The following is a 24,348-nucleotide window of genomic DNA, read 5'->3' as shown; positions in this document are numbered from 1 at the left end:
GTTCCATGGCGGTGCAAATAGCGATCATCGACGATTGGCAAGATGTCGCCAGGGACGTGGTGGACTGGTCGGTGCTCGATAGCATTGGTGAAGTGGCCTTCCTGCACGATTACCCCGCCGACCGCGACACCCTCGCCGAGCGCCTGCAACGCTTCGACATCATCTGCGTGATGCGCGAGCGCACCCGCTTCGACGCAGAGCTGCTGCGCCGCCTGCCCAACCTGAAGCTATTGCTGACCGGCGGCATGCGCAACGCCGCCCTCGACCTCAAGGCTGCCGCGACACTGGGCATCCAGGTCTGCGGCACCGAAAGCTACAAGCACGCTGCGCCGGAACTGACCTGGGCGCTGATCATGGCCCTGAGCCGCAATCTTGTACCGGAAGCCAACGCCCTGCGCGCCGGGCTGTGGCAACAGGGCCTGGGCGGTGATTTGCACGGCAAGACCCTGGCGATCCTGGGCCTGGGCAGCATCGGCACGCGCGTGGCGCAGTTCGGCCAGGTGTTCGGTATGCGTGTGATCGCCTGGAGCGAGAACCTGACCGCCGAGCGAGCCGCCGCAGCCGGCGTGCAATACGTGAGCAAACAAGCGCTGTTCGAGCAGGCCGATATCCTCTCGATCCATCTGGTGCTCAGCGAGCGCAGCCGGGGCCTGGTGGACGCCCAGGCCCTGGGCTGGATGAAACCCGAGGCGCTGCTGGTCAATACCGCGCGCGGGCCGATTGTCGACGAGGCGGCCCTGATCGACGCACTCCGGCACAAACGCCTGGCAGGCGCTGCGCTGGACGTATTCGCCGAGGAACCATTGCCGCCCGAGCACCCGTTCCGAACCCTCGACAACGTGTTGGCCACACCTCACGTGGGTTATGTGAGCCGGCAGAATTATCAGCAGTTCTACGGCCAGATGATCGAGGACCTGCAGGCCTGGGCGGCTGGCAAGCCGATCCGGGTGCTGACCGCGGCTGGTTGAATATCCCCTCCACTGTGGGAGCGAGCTTGCTCGCGATGGCGGTAGATCAGTTGCAGTTGTATGGCTGACACACCGCTATCGCGAGCAAGCTCGCTCCCACATAAGGCATATCAACGCCCTCTTATAGGCCATCAAAACGCCTCCATCCAGCCCGCCCCCTTATGGTGCGGAGCGCTGTTGAACCGCGCACGCGATTGAACCATCGCGCCCTTCCTACACCCTGAATGTTTCAAACAACCTGCACTTCGTCGGTTCGTATTCCCCTGCTTCGTGTAAGACATTGCCGACAATCGACGTGATTGTCGGACAATTCGACGAACCGAACCGCAGCGCTCTAGCTTCTGACCTAGACTGCCTTTCCGTGGGGAAAACCGACCGGTCATCCGAAGGAAAAAAAGTCGAAACTTTTCACAACGGCGACAGGTCAGGTTAGAGGAAGGGCAACAACTGCTGGAGCATTCCTTGCAACGGCCCCCTCACCTGATTCGCTTCGCCGCATTGGGCAGCGCTTTGCTCTCCTTGCGTAGCGCTCGTGCGCCTGGCCGCAGGATTCGGCCAATGAAACAACAGCTCTGGCGCTTGCCGGAAACAGATCGAGAAATAGGAGTTATTTATGATCAGTGCTGCCTTGGAACCACAGCAAGTCCGCTCTCAATTACCGCCGGCGGCTGAATCGCCGACGGCACCGGTGCTGGCCACCGGAGGCAAGGCACTGCTCCCTGTCGTTCGACAGAACCCCAACCGCAAGAAGATCCTGTTCGTGACCTCGGAAATCGCCGACCTGGTCAAGACCGGTGGCCTGGGCGACGTTTCTTCCGCCCTGCCCCGGGCCATGGCCGGCCTGCATGATGTCCGGGTGCTGATCCCCGGGTATCCGCAAGTCATGAACAGCGGCAATCCGATCCATATCATCGGTGAACTGGGCGGCCACGCAGCGCTGCCGCCGTGCAAGATCGGCCGCATGGACATGGCCGACGGTCTGGTGATCTACGTCCTGATCTGTCCCGAACTGTATGCCCGCGAAGGCTCGCCCTACGGCGCCAACAATGGCCGCGACTGGCCGGACAACCACATCCGCTTCGCCCGCCTGGGCCTGGCCGCAGCCGACATCGCCGCCAATCTGGCGCAGATCCACTGGTGCCCCGACCTGGTCCATGCCCACGACTGGCCGGCCGGCCTGGCCCCCGCCTATATGCACTGGCGCGGCCAACGTACCCCGACCCTGTTCACCATCCACAACCTGGCGTACCAGGGCGTGGTCAGCCTGGCTTCCTGCCCGGAGCTGGGCATCCCGGAGCACGCGCTGCAACAGGAAGGCATGGAGTTCTACGGCAAGCTGTCGTTCCTCAAGGCCGGCATGGCCTATTCCAGCCACATCACCACGGTCAGCGCTACCTACGCCCAGGAAATCACCACCCCGGCGTTCGGCTGCGGGCTTGACGGGTTCCTCGCCGCCAAAACCCAACAAGGCCTGCTCAGCGGGATCCCCAACGGCATTGACGAGAGCTGGGATTCGGCGACCGACTCACATCTCCAGCGCCAGTTCTCCATTGGCGACTGGGAAGGCAAGGCGGTCAACGCTGCCCACGTACGCAACCTGTTCGGCCTGGATGACACCACCGGCCCGCTGTTCGCCGTGGTATCGCGCCTGGTGTATCAGAAAGGCCTGGACCTGACCGAGGCCGTCGCCGAATTCATCGTCGAGTCCGGCGGGCAGATCGCGATCATTGGCCGCGGCGAACCGGAAGAAGAACAGGCCATGCGTGAACTGGCGCTGCGCTTCCCCGGCAAGATCGGCGTGCGCATCGGCTTCAACGAAACCGATGCCCGGCGGATGTTCGCTGGCAGCGATTTCCTGCTGATGCCATCGCGCTACGAGCCGTGCGGCTTGAGCCAGATGTACGCCCAGCGCTTCGGCTCGCTGCCGGTGGCGCGCAATACCGGCGGCCTGGCGGACACCATCGAGGATGGCATCACCGGGTTCCTGTTCGACGAATCCACCGTGGAAAGCTACAAGCAGGCCCTGAGCCGGGCTTTCAAGGTATTCGAGTTTCCCGAGTTGCTCAATGCCATGCGTTGCCGGGCGATGTCGGCCCCCTTCAACTGGTCCAAGGCCGTAGAGCCCTATGCCGAACTTTATGAACAACTGGTAGCTAAATCGCTGGGAAAATCGGCCAGACAATGAGGTAACCGATGCCGTCAAGGACGCCTGAAACCTGGACCCACGGCGCGGTCTTGCTCGATTCCGAGCACACCCGCTTCGCGCTATGGGCCCCGGATGCCTTTTACGTCAGTGTCGAACTCGACACTGGAGAATCCATACCGATGCTGCCTCAGGCCAACGGCTGGTTCATGATCCAGGCCCGTTGCCCCGCTGGCACTCGTTACCGCTTCAACATCGATGGCGAGCTGGAGGTGCCCGATCCAGCCTCCCGCGCCCAGGACGGTGATATCGATCGCCACAGCGTGGTGGTCGACCCCCACGCCTACCAATGGCGACACACCAGCTGGTCCGGTCGCCCCTGGTACGACGCGGTCATTTACGAACTGCACGTTGGCGCCCTCGGTGGCTTCGAAGGCGTCGAGCAGCAACTGGCACGCCTGGCCGGGCTTGGCGTGACCGCCATTGAACTGATGCCCCTGGCGCAATTTCCCGGCGATCGCAACTGGGGCTACGACGGTGTGCTGCCCTACGCTCCCCAGGCCTCCTATGGCACGCCGGACCAGCTCAAGCATCTGATCGACAGCGCCCATGGTCATGGCTTGGCGGTCATTATCGATGTGGTCTACAACCACTTCGGCCCCGATGGCAACTACCTGCACCGCTACGCCAAGGGCTTCTTTCGCGAAGACAAGCACACGCCCTGGGGCGCGGCGATCGACTTCCGGCGCCGCGAGGTCCGCGATTTCTTCATCGAAAACGCCCTGATGTGGTTGCTCGAATACCGTTTCGACGGCCTGCGCCTGGACGCCGTGCATGCGATCGAAGACCCGGACTTCCTCCAGGAGCTCGCCACCACGGTGCGCCAACAGGTCGACCCGACGCGCTACGTCTGGTTGACCGTCGAGAACGAACACAACCAGGCCAGCCTGCTGGAGCACGGCTACGATGCCCAGTGGAACGATGACGGGCACAACGCCTTGCACGTGCTGCTGACCGGCGAGACCGATGCCTATTACGCCGACTATGCCGAGCAGACCACGGAAAAGCTGGCGCGCTGCCTGAGCCAGGGGTTCGTGTTCCAGGGCCATACCAACCGCCACGGTGAATCCCGCGGCGAGCCCAGCGGCCACCTGCCGCCGAGCGCATTTGTATTGTTCCTGCAAAACCACGACCAGATCGGCAACCGGGCCTTGGGCGAGCGCCTGCACCAGCTGGCCCCGCCAGAGGCGCTGCAAGCCGCGACCGCCTTGTTATTGCTGTCACCGATGATCCCGCTGTTGTTCATGGGCGATGAAGTGGTCGCCGAACAACCGTTCCTGTTTTTCACCAGCCACCATGGCGAACTGGCGGAGTTGGTGCGCGAAGGTCGACGCAACGAGTTCAAGGCCTTTGCAGCCTTTGCCGACCCCGAGAAACGCGAGCGGATTCCCGACCCGAACGCGGCCGGCACGTTCGACGCTTCACGCCCCAACCTGGAAGCCCATCAACCGGAACAACTGGCCTGCGAAACCCTTTATCGCCAGTTATTGAAGATCCGCCGTGAGGAAATCGTCCCGCGCCTGCCCGCCGCCCATGCCCTGGGCGCGGATGTGCTGGGCCATGGCGCCGTCAGCGCGCGCTGGCAGATGGGCGACGGCAGCGTGTTGCGCATCGACCTGAACCTCAGCGACAAACCGGTCGAACACAGCGCACCGCAAGATGCGCAGATTCTTTTCGAACATCCATCGCAGGCCATGGGTCTGTTGCAACAAGGGGTGCTCACGCCCCACAGCGCGCTGGTCAGTCTGACGCAAGCGACAACCTTGCCCAATATCACTGGAGAGCGCCTATGAGCGATGCGCAACTGGAAATCCTCGCTGGCCGAGCGGGCCTGGCGGTGGACTGGATCGATGCCAATGGCCGTGCCCAGAAAGTTTCACCCGCGGTGTTGCGCTCGGTCCTCACCGGCCTGGGGCATCCCGCCGGCACTGCCCAGGAAATCGACGCCAGCCTGTTGCAGTTGCAGGAAGACCAACAGAACCATCGCCTGCCGCCGCTGCTTACCGCAGACGCAGGCGTGAATGTTGACCTGAGCCGCTATTTCGAACCCGCGACCCCGTGCGAGATCCAGCTTGAAGATGGCGCGACGCTGAATCTGAAACTTGACGCCGACGCGACGCTCCCGGGGATCGTCCCGGTGGGCTATCAGCAGGTCAGCATCCAGGGCCAGCATTTCACCCTGGCGGTGGCGCCCGCCCGTTGCTACAGCGTGGCGGATGCGGTGGACGACCCGATCCCCAGGGTCTGGGGCCTGAGCGCGCAACTCTATTCCCTGCGCCGCCCTGGCGATGGCGGCTTCGGCGACACCCAGGCCCTGGAAGAACTGGCCCGGGTGGCCGGCGAACGTGGTGCCGACGCCCTGGCCATCAGCCCGATGCATGCGATGTTCAGCAGCGATACCGGGCGCTACAGCCCATATTCGCCCTCCAGCCGGCTTTTCCTCAACAGCCTGTACGCCGCGCCCGGCACCATCCTTGGCGAGCGTGCGTTGCGCACGGCCATCGACGCCACCGGTTTGACCAACCAGTTGCGCAGCCTCGAAGAGCAGCCGCTGATCGACTGGCCGGTGGCTGCCGAAGCCAAGCAGCGGGTTCTTCGCGCGCTGTACGACGGCTTCAGCCAGGGCGAACATCCGCTGCATGAGGATTTCAGCAGTTTCCGCCACAGCAGCGGCGAGGCCCTGGAAAACCATTGCCGCTTCGAAGCCCTCCAGGCCGATCGCGCCGCTCGGGGCGAAAGCCTCGACTGGCGCCAATGGCCGCAAGAATGGCGCGATCCGCGCAGCGCCGCGCTGGCCCGTTTCGCCGAAGAGAACGCAGATGAGATCGGCTTCTACGCCTTCTGCCAATGGTTGATTGCCCGCTGCCTGGAGCGCGCCCAGAGCGCGGCGAAGTCCAGTGGCATGGGCATCGGCCTGATCGCCGATCTCGCCGTGGGCGCTGATGGTGCCGGCAGTCAGGCCTGGAGCCGCCAGGATGAATTGCTCGCCTCGCTCACCGTCGGCGCACCGCCAGATATTCTCAACCGCTCCGGCCAGGGCTGGGGTATCTCGGCGTTCTCGCCAGAGGGGCTGGTACGCAACGGTTTCCGCGCGTTCATAGAAATGTTGCGAGCCAATTTCGCCCACGCCGGCGGCTTGCGCATCGACCACATCATGGGCCTGCAACGATTGTGGGTGATCCCCAACGACGCCCCGCCCACCGATGGCGCCTACCTCTATTACCCAATCGATGATCTGCTGCGGCTGTTGGCGCTGGAATCCCATCGCCACCGGGCCATCGTGCTCGGCGAGGACCTTGGCACCGTGCCCGAAGGCCTGCGGGAAAAACTCGCGGCCCGCGCCATCCTCGGCATGCGCGTGCTGTTGTTCGAACAGGACAATACCCACTTCAAGCCGATCCTCGATTGGCCGGATGACGCCCTGGCCACCACCAGTACCCATGACCTGCCGACCCTGAACGGTTGGTGGCACGGTCACGACATCGACTGGAACGCCCGGCTGGACCTGATCGACTCCCACACCGAGATGGACTGGCGCCGGCACCGCCAACGCGAGCGTGACGGGTTACGCAATGCATTGAACCAGGACCCGCAGAATTTTCGCGAAGAACACCGCGAAACCGACCAGGTGCTGGACGCCAGCGTGCGCTTCCTCGGCCATACCCGCGCGCCGCTGGTGCTGTTGCCCCTGGAAGATGCCCTGGGTATCGACGAACAGGCCAACCTGCCCGGCACCACCGACACCCACCCCAACTGGCGGCGGCGCCTGGCTTTGGAAAGCCGCGCGCTGCTGGATGACCCGGACGCCGCACGGCGTCTGGAAATACTCGCCTGCGCGAGACTTCAGGCGAACGAGCGTGACCGATGAACCAGACACTGATCCAACCGCTGCAGGCCACCTTGCGCCTGCAATTTCATAAAGGCTTCACCCTCGACGATGCAGTAGCGCAAGTGCCCTATTTCGCAGCGCTGGGCATCAGCCACATCTATGCGTCTCCCCTGCTCAAGGCACGGGCCGGGTCCATGCACGGCTACGACGTGGTCGACCCGACCCAGGTCAACCCGGAGCTGGGCGGAGAGGCTGCGCTAAAGCGCCTGGTCGCCACTTTGCGCGAGCACCGGATGGGCCTGATTCTCGACATCGTGTCCAACCACATGGCCGTTGGCGGCAACGACAACCCCTGGTGGCTGGACCTGCTGGAGTGGGGACGCTTGAGCCCTTATGGCGAATTCTTCGACATCCAGTGGCATTCCCCCGACCCGCTGATGGAAGGCCAGCTGCTGTTGCCATTCCTGGGCAGCGACTATGGCGTGGCGCTGCAGGAAGGCACGTTGAAACTGCGCTTCGATGCCGCGCAAGGCAGCTTCCATGTCGAACATTACGAGCACCGTTTCCCTATCTGCCCGATGCAATACGGTGAGCTGCTCAAACCTGGGGACGCTCTGGAGCCCGAGCAGGTCGACGCGCTCAAGGCGCTGGCCGAGCGCTTCACCACGCTGAACTACCAGACCGACGCCCACTCCCTCGCCCGCCCGCTCCAGCAAGAGCTGCGCGACCTTGCCAAACAAACGAACATCCTCAGCGCCATCGAAGACAACCTGCGCGGCTACGATTCCACCGAGCCCGCGGGGTTCGAGCGCCTGCACCAACTGCTCGAGCGCCAGAGCTACCGGCTCGCCAGCTGGCGCACGGCGGCGGACGATATCAACTGGCGGCGCTTCTTTGATGTCAACGAACTGGGCGGCCTGCGGGTCGAGCGTCCGGCGGTGTTCGAGGCGACCCACGCCAAGATCTTCGAGCTGATCGCCGCGGGGCTGGTGGACGGCCTGCGGATCGACCACATCGACGGCCTGGCCGACCCTCGCGGTTACTGCCGCAAGCTGCGCCGTCGCGTGGACTCGCTTTCGCCCTCGCGGCACCTGCCGATTTTCATCGAGAAAATCCTCGGCGACGGCGAAACCCTGCGCCGCGACTGGACCATCGATGGCAGCACCGGTTACGAGTTCATGAACCAGATTTCGCTGCTGCAGCACGACCCGGCCGGCGCCGAGCCCCTCGCCGAGTTCTGGAGCCGGCACAGCGAGCGCCCGGCGCACTTCATCGAAGAGGCCCGCCTGGCCCGCCAGCAGATTCTCAACGGTTCCCTCGCCGGGGATTTCGAAAGCGTGGCACAGGCCCTGCTGCAAGTCGCGCGGGACGATGTGATGACCCGCGATTTGACCCTGGGGGCGATTCGTCGGGCGTTGCAGGAGTTGATCGTGCATTTCCCGGTGTATCGCACGTACATCAATCCTTTGGGGCGCTCCGCCGAGGATGAAGTGTTTTTCCAGAAAGCGCTGGAAGGCGCCCGGCAAACCCTGAGCGAAGCCGATTGGCCAGTGCTCGACTGCCTCGCCGACTGGCTCGGTGGCATGCCATGGCGCAAGCGGCCTCGCGGCAGTGAGCGCAAACGCCTGCGCCATGCCTGCGTACGCTTCCAGCAACTGACCTCGCCGGCAGCGGCCAAGGCTGTCGAGGACACCGCACTGTATCGCTCGGCGGTACTGCTTTCACGCAATGACGTGGGCTACAACACCGAGCGCTTCAGTGCCCCGGCCGAGGAATTCCATGACGCGTGCCGGGAACGGCTCGAACACTTTCCCGACAACCTCGTCACCACCGCGACCCACGACCACAAGCGCGGCGAAGACACCCGAGCCCGGCTGGCAGTGATCAGCGAACGCCCGGATTGGTACACCGCGTGCGTGGAGCAATGGCGCATCCTCTCACCGTCGCTGCACAGCGACCCGGCGGCCCCATCGGCCGGTGATGAACTGATCCTCTACCAGGCCCTGCTCGGCAGCTGGCCGCTGGACCTCGACCTGCAGGACCCCAAAGCCTTGGCCGAATACAGCGAACGCCTGTGGCAATGGCAACGCAAGGCCCTGCGCGAAGCCAAGCTGCAAAGCAGCTGGGCGGCGGTCAACGATGCCTATGAGCAAGCCACCCAGATGTTCCTTGAGCGGTTGCTGCTGTGCGACGAGGGCCTGCCGTTGCGCAGCGCCATCGCCGAGGCGGTCCAGGCCATCGCTCCGGCGGGCGCCCTCAACAGTCTGGCGCAAACCTTGCTGCGCATGACCGTACCCGGCGTTCCGGACCTGTACCAGGGCAACGAGTTCTGGGATTTCAGCCTGGTGGATCCGGACAACCGTCGCCCGGTGGATTTTAATGCTCGCCGTGAGGCGGTACAGGGCGACAGCTCACCGGCGACGCTGGTACGCAACTGGCGCGACGGTCGGGTCAAGCAGGCACTGATAGCGCGGACGCTGGCCTTGCGCGCCGAATACCCGCAGTTGTTTCGCCAAGGCAGCTATCAACCGCTGCCGGTGCTTGGCGAACACGCCGGGCGGGTGCTGGCATTCATGCGCGAATACCAGCAGCAGCGGGCGATTGTGGTGGTCCCGGTGCACGCCGCCCGCCTGCTGGAAAACGGTGCCTTGCCCCACGTGGCTGCATCGGACTGGGGCGATACCCGGGTGTCGTTACCGTTCGCCGCCGAGGATGGAAAACTGAAGGGACTTTTTGCAAGCGCAGCAGTCACACCCCAAAGGGAGCTGATGGTCAGCGCCGCGCTGGGGGATTTCCCGGTCAATGTCTTTATTGAATCTTGAGTTTAGTCAGGAGCACTGCGATGAGTACCGACGATAAACGCATTCGTGAATTTGCCTATCAGATCTGGGAGTCGGAGGGTAAGCCCGCCGGGCAGGAAAAACGTCACTGGGAAATGGCGCGCAAACTGGCTGAAGCCGAGGCACTGGCGCCTAGCAAGCCGCCAAAAGCAGCGAGCAAGACCGCCGCCAGCAAGACTGACGGCACCAAGCCGGCACCCGCCAAGAGCGCTGCGACCAAGACCGCTGCGAAGAACACCACGCCCAAGGCCAAGCCTGCGGCCAAACCCTCCGCGGCGACTGCCGCAGTGGTCCCGCCCGCCGACAAGGCTGCCGCGAAGAAGCCACGAGCGGTGCGCAAACCACCGGCGGTCTGATCCAGCAAACTCATCGTTCTCAAGCCCGTGCTCCTTCCAATGAAGGGGCCTGCTTGTGGCATGGGGCTTTATCTTCCCACCACAAGCGCATGGCACGCAGTCCTGCGTGCGTCGCATCACCGAATCTGTCTTTTGCAGGAGCAACTATGACCCGTCCAAAAAAAACCACGCCGCCGCCGGTTATCGAGGCTTCGCGGATTCGTGAAGGGCTGCCGTTTCCGCTTGGCGCGACCTGGGATGGCCTGGGGGTCAATTTCGCGTTGTTCTCAGCCAACGCCACCAAGGTCGAACTGTGTATTTTCGATGACACCGGCGAAGTCGAACTCGAACGCATCGAGTTGCCGGAGTACACCGACGAGATCTACCACGGCTATCTGCCCGATGCCCATCCGGGGCTGATCTATGGCTACCGTGTCTATGGCCCTTACGATCCGGAGAATGGCCACCGCTTCAACCCCAACAAGCTGCTGATCGATCCCTACGCGAAACAGCTGGTGGGAGAACTGAAATGGTCCGAGGCCTTGTTCGGCTACACCATTGGTCACCCCGACGGCGACCTCAGTTTCGATGAACGCGACAGCGCCCCTTTCGTGCCCAAGTGCAAGGTCATCGACCCGGCCCACACCTGGGGCAACGACCATCGCGTCAGCGTGCCGTGGGACAAGACCATCCTCTACGAGACCCATGTGCGCGGCATCACCATGCGCCATCCCGCAGTGCCTGAGCACCTGCGTGGCACCTTCGGCGGCCTGATGGTCGACGATGTACTCGAACATATCCGCAAGCTGGGGGTTTCTTCGGTCGAACTGATGCCCGTCCATGCGTTCGTCAATGACCAGCACCTGCTGCACAAAGGCATGACCAATTACTGGGGCTACAACAGCATCGCCTTTTTCGCCCCGGACCCGCGTTACCTGGCCAGCGGCAAGATCGCCGAGTTCAAGGAAATGGTCGCGCACATGCACGAGGCCAATCTTGAAGTGATCCTCGACGTGGTCTACAACCACACCGCCGAGGGCAACGAACAGGGCCCGACCCTGTCCATGCGCGGGATCGACAATGCCTCGTACTACCGGCTCATGCCCGACGACAAGCGCTATTACATCAACGACTCGGGCACCGGCAACACCCTCGACCTGAGCCACCCGTGTGTGCTGCAGATGGTCACTGACTCCCTGCGCTACTGGGCCACCGAAATGCACGTCGATGGCTTCCGCTTCGACCTGGCGACGATCCTGGGTCGCTACCATGACGGTTTCGATGAACGCCACAGCTTCCTCGTCGCCTGTCGCCAGGATCCGGTGCTGCGCCAGGTGAAACTGATCGCCGAGCCTTGGGATTGCGGGCCTGGAGGTTACCAGGTCGGAGGTTTCCCGCCGGGCTGGGTCGAATGGAACGACAAGTTCCGCGATACCGTGCGCGCCTTCTGGAAAGGCGACGACGGCCAACTCGCCGACTTCGCCAGCCGCATGACCGCTTCGGGCGAAATGTTCAACCAGCGCGGTCGACGCCCTTATGCCTCGGTGAACTTCGTCACCGCCCACGACGGTTTTACCTTGCACGACCTGGTGTCGTACAACGACAAGCACAACGAAGCCAACGACGAAAACAACCAGGACGGCAGCAACAACAACCTGTCCTGGAACCATGGCGTCGAAGGTCCGACGGATGATCCCGAGATCAACGCGCTGCGCCACCGGCAGATGCGTAACTTCTTCGCAACGCTGTTGCTCGCCCAAGGCACGCCGATGATCGTCGCGGGCGACGAGTTCGCCCGCACCCAGCATGGCAACAACAATGCCTATTGCCAAGACAGCGAGATCGGCTGGGTCAATTGGGACCTGAGCGAGGATGGCGCGGCGCTGCTCAAGTTCGTCAAGCGTCTGATCAAGCTGCGTCTGACTTACCCGATCCTGCGGCGCGGACGCTTCCTGGTGGGCAATTACAACGAGGACATCGGCGTCAAGGATGTCACCTGGTTGGCCCCGGATGGCAACGAGATGACCGTTGAACACTGGCAGGACGGCCAGAACCGCTGCCTGGGCATGCTGATGGACGGGCGCGCCCAGGAAACCGGTATCCGCCGCAAAGGGGGCGACGCTACCTTGTTGCTGGTGGTCAACGCACACCATGACATCGTCAATTTCCGCTTGCCGGAGGTGCCGGAAGGCAGTTTCTGGACGTGCATGGTGGACACCAACCAGCCGACGGTGCGCGGCCAGGAGCGCTTCGATTTTGATGCCGAATACTCCGTGACCGGCCGCTCGTTGCTGTTGTTCGAGCTGCAACGCGACGAAGAGGAATAAGACGGCAAATCGACAAAACCGCAGGGACGCGGTTTTTCTGGTCACTCAGACGACGCAGTTCGAATAAAAAAAAGCGGTTCAGATACGCAATCTGACGCGACGAAACCGCCAGCATAGTCAATACTTCCCGTACGGCGGTTCCAGGACTCGGAGCGCCGCGAATCACAGTCAGCCCTGCGGGGCGACGCCGGGCAGTCGGTCCGGTGCATGACTGAACGATTGAACAGCACAAGGACGTAGCCTCATATGAAACCCGCCTCCCGCTTGCAAGGCCGGCAGCATCCCCAGATATGGAACAGCGCGCCGCAACTGGCCGACATTCCCATCATCAGCACCCAGACACTCATACCCGCCGGCTCCCGCGCGGTCATCCTTGCCCCGCACCCGGGCGACGAGGTCGGTGCCTGCGGCGGACTGCTCCAGTTGTTGAGCAACCTGGACCATCCCATGCTACTGATCTCCGTCACCGACGGCAGCCTCGGCCATCCGGGTTCGCCATTATGGAACGATGAGCGGCTGCGCACGTTCCGCCCCCACCCTCAGGAAAGCGTCGACGCCCTGCATCGCCTGGGTGTGCCGCCCAATGGCCTGCAATGGGTGCGCGGCGGCTTTCCAGAAAAGAGCCTGGCCGAGCACGAGGAGCCACTGGCCGCGTTCATCGGTCATCATCTTCGTCCCGGTGATGTGATATTCAGCACCTGGCGCCAGGACGGCGACAGCGATCACGACACTGTCGGACGCGCCGGGGCCCAGGCAGCCGAAGCGATCGGCGCGGTGTTCAACGAACTGCCGGTATGGGCGTGGCATTGGCCCGTCCGCGAACAGAAGAGGATCCCCTGGCATCGGGCTCGCAAACTGCGTCTGGATGTCTGGACCACCGCTCGCAAGCGCCACGCCATGCATGCCTACTCCAGCCAGCTCAACGGTGAACCCGCCAACGGTATCGCGCCGCTGGTACCGCGGGTGATTCTCGACCGCATGGGCATGCCGTACGAAATCGTTTTCATCTGATCAGTTCCCCGTCCTGTGGCTAGGGCCTGTTTATCCCGGGCACCACAACCTTGTGGGAGCGAGCTTGCTCGCGATAACGGGCTGACGGCTGCGGGGATTGTTGGGTACATATCCTTTGCTGCGGTAATGGCCACTTAGGGTTCCGCCCTTACGGCGGCTCACTTTTGGAAAAGCGCCAAAAGTAAGCAAAAACGCTTCGCCCCACCACTCGGCACCTCGCCTAGGCTCGGTGTGCCCTCACTCCGACATTGCTCCGTGGGCCGCCGCGAAGGGCCATCCATGGCCCAGCGCGGCTAACCCGGCATCCATGCCGGGTTGCCCACTGCGCAATGCCTGCGTTCGGCCAGCGTGGTTAACGGGGCGTTCCAGATCAAGATCAAGATCAAGATCAAGATCAAGATCAAGATCAAGATCAAGATCAAGATCAAGATCAAGATCAAGATCAAGATCAAGATCAAGATCAAGATCAAGATCAGATCAAGATCAAGATCAAGATCAAGATCAAGATCAAGGTCTAAAGCGATGCTCCTGATGGCGCAGCTCCACTGTGGGAGCGAGCCTGCTCGTGAAGAGGCCAGTCCATTCAGCATCTTCATCGCCTGAAACACCGCCATCGCGCGCAGGCTCGCTCCCACAGGATTTTGTGTTGTGCCTGGGTGCTCCGGATGGCCCGGACTCGACATTCAACAAATCCGGAACTGCCGCAGCCGCCGTCAGTCGCATGAACACATACGTCTGATTCAGGAGTGAACGTGACTGGCGATTCCAACTGGCAGGCCGAGCAACCCGCGGCGGTGGATGCATCTGCGGCGGTTCATCGGCTGCGGGTCCTGACGGTCAATACGCATAAGGGGTTTACCGCCCTCAACCGCCGCTTCATCCTGCCCGAACTGCGCGAAGCGGTACGCAGCACGGGGGCCGACCTGGTATTTCTCCAGGAAGTGCTGGGTGAACACGACCGCCACGCGTCACGCTATGACAATTGGCCCCAGACCTCGCAGTACGAGTTCCTCGCCGACAGCATGTGGAGCGATTTCGCCTATGGCCGGAATGCGGTCTACCCCGACGGCCACCATGGCAATGCCCTGCTCTCGAAATATCCGATCCGCCAGTTCCGCAATCTGGACGTGTCCATCACCGGCCCGGAGCGGCGCGGGTTGCTGCACTGTGTGCTGGACGTGCCAGGGCACGCGGAAGTCCATGGGATCTGCGTTCACCTAAGCCTGCTCGAAAGCCATCGCCAACTGCAGCTTCAATTGCTCTGCAAGCTACTCGATTCGCTGCCCGAAAACGCGCCCGTCATCATTGCGGGGGATTTCAATGACTGGCAGCTGCGCGGCAACACCACCCTCGCCCGCCGCCGCTACCTGCACGAAGCCTTCGAACACCACCATGGCCGCCCGGCCAGGACCTATCCGGCGCGTTTTCCCCTGCTGCGCCTGGACCGGATCTATCTGCGCAACGCTACCAGCCATGCTCCGCAGATTCTCGGCAACCGACCTTGGACACACCTGAGCGACCATTTGCCGCTGTCGGTGGAGGTGCACCTGTAGCCGCGGTCACCATCGCTGACCTGTAAGATCTGACAGTAGCGACCCTCATCATCCGTTGTTAGCGTGCCCCATATACAGCAAGCGTTGCGAGGCCCGTGAGCCTTCTGTAGAGCAACCGAGGCTGGATTGCGGCATGCCACGGATGCCGATGCTGAGGGAAAGCGGATGAACTTGCGCAATCATGGCGTCAACCGGCTGTTCAATGCCTTGTGGCTGACTACACCGCTGTTGCTGGACGCATCGCCCGCCATGGCGGCATGCACCCTGACGCCGACGGCAGGCAATGACAGCTATGTCTGCGACAGCGGCACCAGCCCCGGATTGAGCGACCTGTCGGGAGATAACCGCCTGACGATGCCGACCAATGGCAGCGGTGTGATCCAGGGAGACATCACCTTCGGCGCCGGAGCCGATTACGTCGAGATCAATCCCGACGGCATCGTGGCAGGCGACGTGCAACAAGGCTCGGGCACCGATGATTTTGTCATGCGCGGCGGCAGCATCCAGTCACTGGCCCAGGGCGATGGGCTCGATACGTTCCTGATGACCGGCGGCACCATCGTCGGCGCGTTCGAAGACGGAGACCAGGCGACAATGACCGGCGGCACCATCGGCCGGGTCGACATGAAACTCGACGATAATATTTTCGACATGTCAGGTGGGCAGATTCTTGGCAATCTGGTGACCGGCTTTGGGCGGGACACCATTATCGTTAGCGCGGGACGCATCGGCGGAAACGTCAGTGTCAGTGGCGGTGACGACCGGATTGCCGTGAGCGGGGGCGAGATCGTCGGCGAGGTTCGAGCCAGTTTCGGTAATGACCAGTTGCAGTGGAGCGGCGGCCTCATCCGCTCCGCCATCCTGATGGGCGAAGGCAACGACACGGCGCTGTTGAGCAACCTGGATAAAACCCTGCTCGCCACCACACCCAGCCTGGATGGGGGGTTGGGCCAGGACACACTGGCTTTTGTGGCCAGCACGACCGGCGATGGCGCCCGTTACCTCAACTGGGAATCGGTCAGCCTCACCCAAGGCTCGCGCCTGGACTTGGGCGACACGCTGGTCTTGGGCGACGGTAACACCGGCACCGGCACGCTGAACATCGACGCAAGCAGCCTGTTGACGGCCAGCCAGGGCAGCATTCGCCCGTTCACCGCCGGCCAGATGGCGACGCTTGAAAATGCCGGAACCATCGACCTCGGTGCAGGCAACACCCGCACCAGCGACACCCTTACCGTACAAGGCAACTACGTCGGCAATGGCGGCCAGTTGCGCCTGCAGACGCTGCTTGGTGCAGACGACTCGCCGAGCGACAAGCTGATCGTCAACGCCGGCACGCTTGGCGGCAGCACGGCCATCACCGTCACGAACATCGGCGGTGCAGGTGCCTTGACTGCCCGCGACGGTATCGAGCTGGTCCAGGCTCAGGGCGGCGCCGTCAGCGACGGCGGGGCTTTTTCATTGGCGCGATCGGTGTCGGCCGGCGCGTTCGATTACCGTTTGTTCAAGGGCGGCGTGACCGGTAATGAAAACAGTTGGTATCTGCGGTCGACCGTGGTCGCCGGTCCGATTGCCGTGGCCAGCCCCACGCTGCCGCCCTTGCCCGTCGCCGTGCCTGGCGCAGCGCCCATTGCGCTGTACCGTCCGGAAGTACCCGTCTGGTCGGCGTTGCCTCCCGTCGCCGCCCAACTGACCCTGATGGCCCTGGGCACGTTCCATGATCGCCAGGGCGACCAACGCCTGCTGACGGAAACCGGCGCCTTCGGGGCCGGTTGGGGTCGAGTCTATGGCAAGGACCTCGATCAGACCTGGGCCGGCACGGTGACACCGAGGTTCGACGGCTCCATCAAGGGCTTCCAGGTCGGCAACGACCTTTACAGCGCGCCGGTCTTCGACGGCCAGACCCAGCGCATCGGTTTTTTCGTTGGCCATAGCGAATTGAACGGCAACGTCGACGGCTACAACCTGGGGTTCGAAGGGCGGCGCGCCGGCAAGGTTGAACTCGACGGCGACAGTTATGGCTTGTACTGGACGCTGACCGCTCCCTCCGGTGGTTACATCGACACGGTGGTCATGGGCACCCGGCTGAACGGGGACAACCGCTCAGAACGCGGCCTCAAGCTGGATAATCGCGGGCATGCGCTGACCCTTTCGGCGGAAGCCGGCTACCCATTTGCCGTGGGCAGTGGCTGGGTCGTCGAGCCACAAGCACAGATCATCCATCAGAAGATCTCCCTGGACACCCAGGATGATGGGATTTCCAGAGTCGAATTCGACTCCGACAGCGCCTGGACCGGACGGCTCGGTGCCCGTCTCAAGGGTCGCTACCTGATCAGCAACACGCCGGTAGAGCCGTACCTGAGGGCCAATGTCTGGCACACGTTTTCCGGCACCGACACGGTGACATTCGACGACGCCCAACGGATCGAGACCCAACAACGCAGCTCAACCGCCGACCTGGGCGCGGGCGTCATCGTCAGCCTTGCGCCTACGGTCAGCGCCTACGCCGGAGTGGACTACGGCAATAACCTCGACAGCAACCAGCAACGCAGCGTGGCCGGAAATGTCGGCGTGCGAATCAGTTGGTGACCGAGGATGGCGACTAATTGACGCCTGATAAGAGTCAAAAATAACCAACTGTAATCAGCCATTTACTGGCCACTGATTTCAGCGTGCCACTGGTCGGCCATTTTCTTGACGCACCTGCATCAGTCCTCTTGACTACAACGTACTACCCCCGGAAACACAGTCAGGGGCAGGCCTCTGGAACCCCGTTTACGACGGGCTGCCAGAGGCTTGCCCCAACCCATTCGGTCGCCCCTCATTCGGGGTAGGAGAGACGCCCTGAGCGAGAGATACATGCGATTGCAAGGCAGGCCCCCATGAAAACGTCCCAGCGCCCCCAAGCTCTTCAAGCTACCCTCTGCACCGTCTCCACTTCGTTATTGCTGTGCTCCACCATGGAGCTCCATGCCGAGCCCGCCGAGCGGCCGGCTTCCCTTTGGTATGACCGAATGCCAGCCGACGGCCAGACGGACAACGACGCCGTAACGGGCAGGAGCCCCGCCCTGCTTACCCTGCGAAACGACAGCGGTCACACCCAACGGATGGGTTTGATCAGCGCTCGACACCAGATCACTGCCAACCATGGCGGACTGCTGGTGACACCGGCCATGAGCGATCCCGGCAAGGATGCGCTGAACCTGCAGGGCCCCAGCCTCGGCGCCTACTGGAGCCTGACCGGTCCGGCAGGCTGGCACCTGGATTTGAGCGCGAGCGGCGGACGCGTCAATGGTTACAGCCTGACCGAACAAGGCCAGCGCCAGGCCACCGAGGGCAACGCCGTCACGCTGTCGGTCGAGGGCGGATTTCCCATCGGCATCAGCGATAACTGGATCGTCGAACCCCAGGCCCAACTGATCAACCAGCGCATCACACTCGACACACCGAATGCCGGCAATGGCAACAACAAACTCAACAGCTGGAGCGGCCGCGTCGGCGCCCAACTCAAAGGTACGTACCAGGTCAACGGCCTGGGCGTGGAGCCTTACGTGCGCACGAACCTCTGGCACACGGTCCAGAGCGCCGACACCCTGAGCCTGGACAAGGTCGAAAAAATCAGCAGCAGCCGCAAGTCTTCTACCGTTGAGGTGGGCCTGGGGTTGGTGGCCCGGGTGACGCCGGTGGTAAGCCTCTATGTCAGCGCTGACTACAGCAGCGACGTCGACGACAACGACCTCAATGGCGTCATTGCCAGCCTCGGCGTGCGGATGCGCTGGTAAGTGCTCGCCGTTCACACCCGCTCCCTCGTGGCGAGAAACCGGCATCTTCGCCACGCGGGCATTGCGCTCGGCGGAGTGAATGGCATGGCCTCGCGTCCCGGCACACTTAAAAAACACCTCCATTAAGGCGTATAACGCTAAAAGCGATTCATGCCTGCCGCAGCCCATGGCTCATTTCATTGATGGAGTAACGACATGACCACAGCCACCTTCCTCGCCAATCTGTTCCCCGGTGCCGCCGACATCCCGCCAGCCTACCGCCTCGAAGGCCAGGTGGAGCAGCGTGAATACCTGGTCGATGGCGTCCTGAAGACCTGGCAGGGTCCGCTCGCCACGGTGCGCAGCCCGGTGTACCTGGCCGGCGCCGATGGCGATGAACAGGTCATTCTCGGCAGCACGCCATTGCTGGATGCCGAGACCGCCCTCACGGCCCTTGACGCTGCCGTCCGGGCCTATGATCGCGGCCAGGGCCAATGGCCGACCATGCGCGTCGCTGAACGCATCCGTCATGTCGAGACTTTCCTGGCGCGGATGCGCGAGCAGCGTGAGGCGGTGGTCAAGCTGCTGATGTGGGAGATCGGCAAAAACCTCAAGGATTCCCAGAAGGAATTCGACCGCACCTGCGACTATATCGTCGACACCATCAATGCCCTCAAGGAACTGGACCGTCGATCCAGCCGCTTCGAGCTGGAACAGGACACCCTCGGACAGATCCGTCGCGTGCCATTGGGCGTGGCCCTGTGCATGGGCCCTTATAACTATCCGCTGAACGAAACCTTCACCACGCTGATTCCCGCGCTGATCATGGGCAACACGGTGGTGTTCAAGCCGGCCAAGCTTGGCGTACTGCTGGTACGGCCACTGCTGGAAGCCTTTCGCGACAGCTTCCCCGCCGGCGTGATCAACGTGATCTACGGCAGCGGCCGGGAAACCGTCAGCGCCCTGATGGCCAGCGGCAAAATCGACATATTCGCCTTCATCGGAACCAACAAGGCCGCCAGCGACCTGAAGAAACTCCATCCGCGCCCGCATCGCCTGCGCGCCGCGCTGGGGCTGGACGCGAAGAATCCTGGCCTGGTGCTGCCCGACGTCGACCTGGACAATGCCGTCAGCGAGGCACTGACCGGTTCGCTGTCCTTCAACGGCCAACGCTGCACCGCGTTGAAGATCCTCTTCGTCCACGAAGACATCGCTCCGGCGTTCATCGAGAAATTCAACGCAAAGCTTGCTGCGCTGAAACCCGGCATGCCATGGGAAGACGGCGTCGCACTGACGCCATTGCCCGAAGCGGGCAAGGTCGATTACCTGCATTCGCTGGTGGCCGATGCCGTTGCCAAGGGTGCCGGCGTCATGAACCAGCACGGCGGCGAGTCCCGGGCTTCGTTTTTCTACCCGGCGGTACTCTATCCGGTGAACACCGCCATGCGGGTCTATCACGAAGAACAGTTCGGCCCGGTGGTGCCCATCGTGCCGTACCGCGACGTCAATACCGTGATCGATTACGTCCTCGAGTCCGACTTTGGCCAGCAACTGAGCATTTTCGGCACCCACCCGGCCGAAGTCGGCAGGCTGGTGGACACCTTCGCCAACCAGGTCGGACGCATCAATATCAACGCCCAATGCCAGCGTGGCCCGGACACCTTCCCGTTCAATGGCCGGAAAAACTCCGCCGAGGGCACATTGTCGGTTCACGACGCACTGCGGACCTTTTCGATCCGCACCTTGGTCGCGACCAAGTTCCAGGACAACAACAAGGCGCTGATCAGCGACATCATTCGTGAGCGGGATTCGAACTTCCTGACCACCGATTACATCTTCTGATCAGCACCGACCCTCAACTCAGGGCTGGGCGGCGCGACTTGATGCCCCAGCCCTGTTGCATGCCGGCAGCCGCCAGCAGGATCGCCGCCACACCCAGCCATTGCAGCGGCTCGAGGCGATGGCCGAAGGCAAACCAGTCGACGAAGATCGCCGCGATCGGGTAAATAAAGGACAGAGCGCCCGTCACGGCAGTCGGCAAGCGTTGGATCGCGCTGTACAGCAGTACGTACATCACGCCGGTGTGAATCATGCCGAGGGTCAGCAGGCTGGCCCAGGCCTCGGGTTGCTGCGGCAAGGCCGAGAAATTCGCCCATGGCGCCAACAAGAGGATACCGGTGGCGACCTGGATCAACGCGATCAAGTGCGGCGGCGTGCCGGTCAGGCGCTTGATGATCAACGCCGCAACGGCGTACAGGAATGCCGCCCCCAGCGCCAGGGCGATGCCCACCAGGTAATCCTCGCCTCCCTGCCCCTGCTCGCCGTGGGCGCTGACAATGGCCAACATCCCGAGAAACGACACCGCCAGCCAGAACAGCTTCTGCGCAGTGATCTTCTCTCCCAGGAACAGCGCGGCCAGCCCCACCAGCATGAAGGGCTGGACGTTGTACACGGCGGTGCCGATGGCGATCGAAGCGCGGGAGTATGAAGCGAACAACAACACCCAGTTACCGACGATCGCAACACCACTGAGCACCGCCAGCAGGAAGGTCGTGCGGGTCAGGATATCCCGGCGCAGGAAACCGAAACCGGCGCAGATCAGCAACAACGTGCCGGCGCCAAACACGCAGCGCCAGAACACCACATCCAGCACCGGCAGGCCGGACACCAGCACGAACCAGCCGATGGTTCCGGAAATCAGCATGGCGGCGGTCATTTCGAGCGAACCGCGGCGTAGGGTCTTGTCCATCTTCAGGCTCCTTCAGTGAATGGACACAGTATGCCGACCCGCCTGGGTGCTTCTCCATGGTTTGAAAAAGGCTAGACTGGCTTTCGACCTTTTTTATCAAGGCAACTTCGAGCATTTGCCTAACGGAGCGAAAATGACTGACGACATCGACCAGATCCTCATCAGCGCCTTGATGGAAGACTCACGACGTTCCCTGAAGGCCTTGGCGAGCCTGAGCGGCCTTTCATCCCCCAGCGTTGCCGAACGCCTGCGCCGGCTGGAGGAACGTGGCGTGCTCAAGGGCTACACCGTCGAGGTCGATCCGAAGTGCTTTGGTTATCAACTTCAGGCCATCGTGCGCATCCGTCCGTTACCGGGGCAGTTGCAGGAAGTGGAGCGGCAGATCCAGGCCATCGGCGAATTCGCCGAATGTGACAAGGTGACTGGGGAAGACTGTTTCATTGCGCGACTGCACGTGCGCTCGATGGAGCAGTTGGATGTGCTGTTGGACAAGTTGAATGTGCTTGCCGAAACCAATACGGCGATCGTCAAGAAGACACCGGTCAAGCGGCGCTTGCCGCCGATGGAGTGAGGGCTTTTGAAGTGACCGCATTTCTGTGGGAGCGAGCCTGCTCGCGAAAGCAATATCACAGTCGATGAAGATGTTGGATGTGCTGGCCTCTTCGCGAGCAGGCTCGCTCCCACAGGGGCCGGTATCCGAATACAAAAAAAACGGCGCCTTCCCTTTCGGGAAAGCGCCGTTTTTTTAATTGAACAGCTCAGGCCATGACGGCCATCACTGCCCTATCAGTCGTCGCGACCCATCAACCCGAACAGTTGCAGCAGGCTGACGAACAGGTTGTAGATCGATACATACAGGCTGATGGTTGCCATGATGTAGTTGCGCTCGCCGCCATGGATGATGGCGCTGGTCTGGTAGAGGATGCAGACCGACGAGAACAGCACGAAGCCGGCGCTGATCGCCAGTTGCAGGCCGCTGATCTGGAAGAAGAAGCTGGCCACTACCGCACCCAGCAACACGAAGAAACCGGCGGTGATGAAACCGCTCAGGAAGCTCATGTCCTTGCGCGAGATCAGCACGTAGGCCGACAGACCACCGAACACCAACGCCGTCATGGCGAAAGCCGAGCTGACCACTTCGGCGCCGCCCTGCATGCCCAGGTAGCGGTTGAGGATCGGGCCGAGCAAAAAGCCCATGAAACCGGTCAGGGCGAAGGCCGAAACCAGGCCCCAGGCCGAATCGCGGAGCTTGTTGGTGAGGAAGAAAAGGCCGTAGAAACCGATCAGCACGACAAAGATGTTCGGGTAACCGACACGCATCTGTTGTGCGACGAAGGCCATCACACCGCTGAAAGCGAGCGTGAGTGCCAGCAGGCCATAAGTGTTGCGCAGGACGCGGCTAACCTCTAGCTGCTCAGCCTGCACGCTGTTGTTCACTGCGTAATCCTGTTCGCGCATGGCGACACTCCTCCGGGTTTGAAACATTCAGTGGCAAGGATAATAACAGACGCTCTGTAACAAGCTACGTAGAGAGTTTGACAGTGTGTTTCATTCGGGTATTATGGCGCCCGCAACGCAGTACGGAGGTGTGGCCGAGTGGTTTAAGGCAACGGTCTTGAAAACCGTCGACTGTAACAGGTCCATGAGTTCGAATCCCATCGCCTCCGCCATTTTCTAACGTTAAAGCCCTGATCATTCAGGGCTTTTTCGTGTCTGGCGTTTGAAAAAACAGTGACGGTCTTCACAAAGGAAACAGTGCATGCCATCCCCTACCCCACTCAAGGAAAGTAAAGTGACCAGCAAAACCATCGGTTCGATCGTCGCGGCAATTATCGGCGTGGTCCTGTTATGCGTGTTCTTTGGCAGCTGGTACACGGTTGATGAAACCGAGCGTGGCGTGCTTTTGCGCAACGGCGCGCTGGTTGGGGTGGTTGAGCCGGGCCTGTCGTTCAAGACGCCTTTCATCGAGTCGGTCCGCCTGATCAGCACACAGAGCCAGGTGACGTCCTATGACGACCTCCAGGCGTACAGCAAGGACCAACAATCGGCCGAGCTCAAGGTGTCCGTGTCCTGGCATATCGCGCCTTCCGATGTGGCGAAGGTCTATACCCAGTTCAAGGACCTGGAAGGCATTCGCGACCGGATGATCAGCCGCCAGGTGCCGACTCAGGTGGAAAACGTGTTCGGCAAGTTCAACGCCGTCGCCGCCGTGCAGAACCGCGTGCAACTGGTCAATGATATTTCGGCGGCGATCAAGGCAACGATCACCGGGCCGGTGATCATCGACAGCGTCCAGGTTGAAAACATCGACTTCAGCGATGCCTACGAAAAAGCCATCGAAGCGCGCATGGCCGCTGAAGTGCAGGTCAAGACGCGTGAGCAGCAGCTCGCCACCGAGCAGGTCCAGGCTCAGATTCGGGTGACCCAGGCCCAGGCGGAAGCCGATTCGCAAGTTGCCCAGGCCAAGGCCGACGCGCTGGCCACCGAGCTGCGCGGCAAGGCTGAAGCCGAGGCGATCAAGGCGCGCGCCCAGGCGTTGGCCAGCAACCAGAACCTGGTTGAGCTGACCAAGGCCGAGCGTTGGAACGGTGAACTCCCCACCACCATGCTGCCCAACACCGCGCTGCCCTTCATCGATCTCAACAAGTAATGCCCCTCGGCGCGGCCAGTCCTGGCCGCGCCTCCTCGCAGCACAGTGTGCCCGGAGCACATCCGTCCGCCTCGTTGACGCTACACTTTGCTCACTGACGCATCCGACGTTTGAACGTTAGC

Annotated in this window: 17 protein-coding genes and 1 tRNA gene; 16 read left to right on the top strand and 2 right to left on the bottom strand. The window is 62.2% G+C overall.

The window, feature by feature from the left end; all coding sequences use genetic code 11:
* Positions 1-5: 5 nt before the first annotated feature.
* From J3P94_RS12660 to J3P94_RS12600, 13 genes are all read left to right on the top strand, one after another.
* Positions 6-968 carry a D-2-hydroxyacid dehydrogenase family protein gene (locus J3P94_RS12660; RefSeq protein WP_434573800.1) on the top strand — a complete coding sequence of 321 codons (963 nt, stop codon included), beginning with the start codon at positions 6-8 and terminating at the stop codon, positions 966-968.
* 613 nt (positions 969-1,581) lie between these two features.
* Positions 1,582-3,153 (top strand): glycogen synthase GlgA, encoded by a 1,572-nt coding sequence (gene glgA / locus J3P94_RS12655; RefSeq protein ID WP_434573798.1) that lies wholly within the window; start codon positions 1,582-1,584, stop codon positions 3,151-3,153.
* 8 nt (positions 3,154-3,161) lie between these two features.
* On the top strand, positions 3,162-4,964 hold the full coding sequence (gene treZ / locus J3P94_RS12650; protein WP_434573796.1) for a malto-oligosyltrehalose trehalohydrolase: 1,803 nt from the start codon (positions 3,162-3,164) through the stop codon (positions 4,962-4,964).
* Positions 4,961-7,039, top strand: a complete 2,079-nt coding sequence (gene malQ, locus J3P94_RS12645; RefSeq protein WP_434573794.1) for a 4-alpha-glucanotransferase — start codon at positions 4,961-4,963, stop codon at positions 7,037-7,039. Before treZ ends, malQ begins: the two co-directional genes overlap by 4 nt.
* Positions 7,036-9,822 carry a malto-oligosyltrehalose synthase gene (locus tag J3P94_RS12640; RefSeq protein WP_434573792.1) on the top strand — a complete coding sequence of 929 codons (2,787 nt, stop codon included), beginning with the start codon at positions 7,036-7,038 and terminating at the stop codon, positions 9,820-9,822. Before malQ ends, J3P94_RS12640 begins: the two co-directional genes overlap by 4 nt.
* A gap of 20 nt (positions 9,823-9,842) precedes the next feature.
* Complete coding sequence (locus tag J3P94_RS12635; protein WP_305500620.1) at positions 9,843-10,196, top strand: DUF2934 domain-containing protein; 354 nt, start codon at positions 9,843-9,845, stop codon at positions 10,194-10,196.
* 146 nt (positions 10,197-10,342) lie between these two features.
* Entirely contained in the window at positions 10,343-12,502 is a 2,160-nt protein-coding gene (gene glgX / locus J3P94_RS12630; protein WP_434573790.1) for a glycogen debranching protein GlgX, read from the top strand.
* Between the two features lie 246 nt (positions 12,503-12,748).
* On the top strand, positions 12,749-13,513 hold the full coding sequence (locus J3P94_RS12625) for a PIG-L deacetylase family protein (RefSeq protein WP_434573788.1): 765 nt from the start codon (positions 12,749-12,751) through the stop codon (positions 13,511-13,513).
* Positions 13,514-13,828: 315 nt separating this feature from the next.
* Positions 13,829-14,116, top strand: a complete 288-nt coding sequence (locus tag J3P94_RS12620) for a hypothetical protein (RefSeq protein ID WP_434573786.1) — start codon at positions 13,829-13,831, stop codon at positions 14,114-14,116.
* A gap of 149 nt (positions 14,117-14,265) precedes the next feature.
* Complete coding sequence (locus tag J3P94_RS12615) at positions 14,266-15,066, top strand: endonuclease/exonuclease/phosphatase family protein (RefSeq protein WP_434573785.1); 801 nt, start codon at positions 14,266-14,268, stop codon at positions 15,064-15,066.
* Between the two features lie 165 nt (positions 15,067-15,231).
* Positions 15,232-17,655, top strand: coding sequence for an autotransporter outer membrane beta-barrel domain-containing protein (locus J3P94_RS12610; protein ID WP_434573783.1), 2,424 nt, complete (start codon positions 15,232-15,234; stop codon positions 17,653-17,655).
* 293 nt (positions 17,656-17,948) lie between these two features.
* Complete coding sequence (locus J3P94_RS12605; RefSeq protein WP_434573781.1) at positions 17,949-18,848, top strand: autotransporter domain-containing protein; 900 nt, start codon at positions 17,949-17,951, stop codon at positions 18,846-18,848.
* Positions 18,849-19,043: 195 nt separating this feature from the next.
* Entirely contained in the window at positions 19,044-20,669 is a 1,626-nt protein-coding gene (locus tag J3P94_RS12600) for an NADP-dependent glyceraldehyde-3-phosphate dehydrogenase (protein WP_434573779.1), read from the top strand.
* Between the two features lie 13 nt (positions 20,670-20,682).
* Here J3P94_RS12600 and J3P94_RS12595 read toward each other — a convergent pair whose 3' ends face one another.
* Positions 20,683-21,576 (bottom strand): DMT family transporter, encoded by an 894-nt coding sequence (locus J3P94_RS12595; protein WP_434573777.1) that lies wholly within the window; start codon positions 21,574-21,576, stop codon positions 20,683-20,685.
* A 133-nt stretch (positions 21,577-21,709) separates the two neighbouring features.
* Here J3P94_RS12595 and J3P94_RS12590 point away from each other — a divergent pair, with 133 nt between their 5' ends.
* A complete protein-coding gene (locus J3P94_RS12590) occupies positions 21,710-22,147 on the top strand; it encodes an Lrp/AsnC family transcriptional regulator (protein ID WP_434573775.1) in 438 nt (145 codons plus the stop codon).
* 215 nt (positions 22,148-22,362) lie between these two features.
* Here J3P94_RS12590 and J3P94_RS12585 read toward each other — a convergent pair whose 3' ends face one another.
* Positions 22,363-23,034 (bottom strand): Bax inhibitor-1/YccA family protein, encoded by a 672-nt coding sequence (locus tag J3P94_RS12585; RefSeq protein WP_039588756.1) that lies wholly within the window; start codon positions 23,032-23,034, stop codon positions 22,363-22,365.
* 124 nt (positions 23,035-23,158) lie between these two features.
* On the opposite strand from J3P94_RS12585, the gene J3P94_RS12580 reads away from it, so the two are divergent.
* Together J3P94_RS12580 and J3P94_RS12575 are read left to right on the top strand one after the other, a co-directional pair.
* Positions 23,159-23,246 (top strand) — tRNA-Ser (locus tag J3P94_RS12580).
* Positions 23,247-23,368: 122 nt separating this feature from the next.
* Entirely contained in the window at positions 23,369-24,226 is an 858-nt protein-coding gene (locus J3P94_RS12575; protein WP_305501228.1) for an SPFH domain-containing protein, read from the top strand.
* The last annotated feature ends 122 nt before the right edge of the window (positions 24,227-24,348 follow it).

It is taken from the genome of Pseudomonas sp. Z3-8, from assembly GCF_051131975.1.
Lineage (GTDB): Bacteria > Pseudomonadota > Gammaproteobacteria > Pseudomonadales > Pseudomonadaceae > Aquipseudomonas.
Note: the sequence above shows the minus strand (reverse complement) of the source record. Positions and strands in the feature narration are given on the sequence as shown.

Excerpts from the sequence above, each read along its gene's own strand:
- J3P94_RS12660 (WP_434573800.1), top strand. The coding sequence starts at position 6 with ATGGCGGTGCAAATAGCGATCATCGACGATTGGCAAGATGTCGCCAGG.
- glgA (WP_434573798.1), top strand. The coding sequence starts at position 1,582 with ATGATCAGTGCTGCCTTGGAACCACAGCAAGTCCGCTCTCAATTACCG.
- treZ (WP_434573796.1), top strand. The coding sequence starts at position 3,162 with ATGCCGTCAAGGACGCCTGAAACCTGGACCCACGGCGCGGTCTTGCTC.
- malQ (WP_434573794.1), top strand. The coding sequence starts at position 4,961 with ATGAGCGATGCGCAACTGGAAATCCTCGCTGGCCGAGCGGGCCTGGCG.
- J3P94_RS12640 (WP_434573792.1), top strand. The coding sequence starts at position 7,036 with ATGAACCAGACACTGATCCAACCGCTGCAGGCCACCTTGCGCCTGCAA.
- J3P94_RS12635 (WP_305500620.1), top strand. The coding sequence starts at position 9,843 with ATGAGTACCGACGATAAACGCATTCGTGAATTTGCCTATCAGATCTGG.
- glgX (WP_434573790.1), top strand. The coding sequence starts at position 10,343 with ATGACCCGTCCAAAAAAAACCACGCCGCCGCCGGTTATCGAGGCTTCG.
- J3P94_RS12625 (WP_434573788.1), top strand. The coding sequence starts at position 12,749 with ATGAAACCCGCCTCCCGCTTGCAAGGCCGGCAGCATCCCCAGATATGG.
- J3P94_RS12610 (WP_434573783.1), top strand. The coding sequence starts at position 15,232 with ATGAACTTGCGCAATCATGGCGTCAACCGGCTGTTCAATGCCTTGTGG.
- J3P94_RS12605 (WP_434573781.1), top strand. The coding sequence starts at position 17,949 with ATGAAAACGTCCCAGCGCCCCCAAGCTCTTCAAGCTACCCTCTGCACC.
- J3P94_RS12600 (WP_434573779.1), top strand. The coding sequence starts at position 19,044 with ATGACCACAGCCACCTTCCTCGCCAATCTGTTCCCCGGTGCCGCCGAC.
- J3P94_RS12595 (WP_434573777.1), bottom strand. The coding sequence starts at position 21,576 with ATGGACAAGACCCTACGCCGCGGTTCGCTCGAAATGACCGCCGCCATG.
- J3P94_RS12590 (WP_434573775.1), top strand. The coding sequence starts at position 21,710 with ATGACTGACGACATCGACCAGATCCTCATCAGCGCCTTGATGGAAGAC.
- J3P94_RS12585 (WP_039588756.1), bottom strand. The coding sequence starts at position 23,034 with ATGCGCGAACAGGATTACGCAGTGAACAACAGCGTGCAGGCTGAGCAG.